The sequence below is a fragment of the Phocaeicola sp. RTP21198st1_B8_RTP21198_201120 genome, assembly GCF_040929485.1.
GTDB lineage: Bacteria > Bacteroidota > Bacteroidia > Bacteroidales > Bacteroidaceae > Phocaeicola > Phocaeicola dorei.
Genome location: NZ_JBCOCI010000442.1, coordinates 1 through 1,198 on the forward strand (window position 1 = coordinate 1; position 1,198 = coordinate 1,198).

Sequence of the window (1,198 nt, forward strand, 5' to 3'; positions counted from 1 at the left end):
CTCCCATCCATTCTGGAACGCTAATGTGAAGCCCTCTGCTGCTTTATACTGCATTCCGGTAACAGTAGTATTGTTTTTTGCATTGAAAGATGCCTTATTCTGATTCCATACTGCCGGAGTCCACCATTCACCATTCTTCCAATTTTCATCATTTGCCTTGGCAAACGGCTGCTTGTAGTTTTGAAGGTAAAGCACTGTTACATCACCCTTTGAGTTAGGATTAAACATTGCACTACCTGTCATTGTATATCCATGAATAGTTACAGTCACATTACCTGTCTTATAATCTGCAGGAGTTGTCGCAACAATAGTAGACTCATCCACCAGTTCAAATTCAGCCGGTGTTCCATTGAAGCTGACAGAAATATCAGATGGATCCGTACCAAAGTTCTCACCTGTTATAGTGACCTTGTCTCCCGTATCGGCTACCCCTTCACCGTCTTCACTATCAGAAGTCACTGTAATGACACGCGGTGTAGGCAGTACTGTATAATGACCGATATTCTCCACCTTTTTATTATAAATCTGTAAAGACAGATTGCCTGTTACTGCAGTTTCCGGCACTTCCACTACCAAACGGTTATTTTTGCAATCGAGCACTTTATTGGATTGGGCTTCACCGAAGAAAACTTTCACTGCTTCAGCACGGTCACCAAAATCGGTTCCCGTAATAACTACCTGTGTAGTGACATATCCGTCCGTAGGATAAATGCTCTCCACTACTGGCACGGGATAATCATAAACTCTATACTTGGGGTCTTGCTCACAACCGGAGAAAAGTGCGGAAACACAAGCAAGTATTGCCAAGTGAAATGTATATTTGAATAAAAACTTCATATAATCTATGGTATTATACGTTAAACGATTGAATGATTAATATCCCGGATTTTGTACCAGATTTGAATTCAGGTTGATTTGATTTCTTGGAATCGCCCACAAATAATCTCCCTTAGTAAATGCACAGTCGGATGATTTGAGGAGCACTACACAAGGTAATTTGCCTTTACCTGTTTCCACTTCTTCCGTCCCCTTCGTAAAGATAGCCGAATTGAAAGCACTGGTAGCGTTCCCGTTTTCGTCTACAAATGCTGTCGGATAGCTGGCATTACCTACTACCGCACCGCAACGAGACTCATTCAGATTCTTCTCCGCAATGCCCCAACGTTTCAGGTCGTCACAACGGAAACCTTCCATATAG

Annotated in this window: 2 protein-coding genes; both read right to left on the bottom strand. The window is 42.3% G+C overall.

What is annotated here, in order from left to right:
* A partial coding sequence (locus AB5935_RS27090; protein WP_368327987.1) for an IPT/TIG domain-containing protein occupies positions 1-837 on the bottom strand: 837 nt, incomplete at its 3' end.
* Positions 838-873: 36 nt separating this feature from the next.
* Positions 874-1,198: RagB/SusD family nutrient uptake outer membrane protein (locus tag AB5935_RS27095; protein ID WP_368327988.1), on the bottom strand; the 325-nt coding region annotated here is incomplete at its 5' end.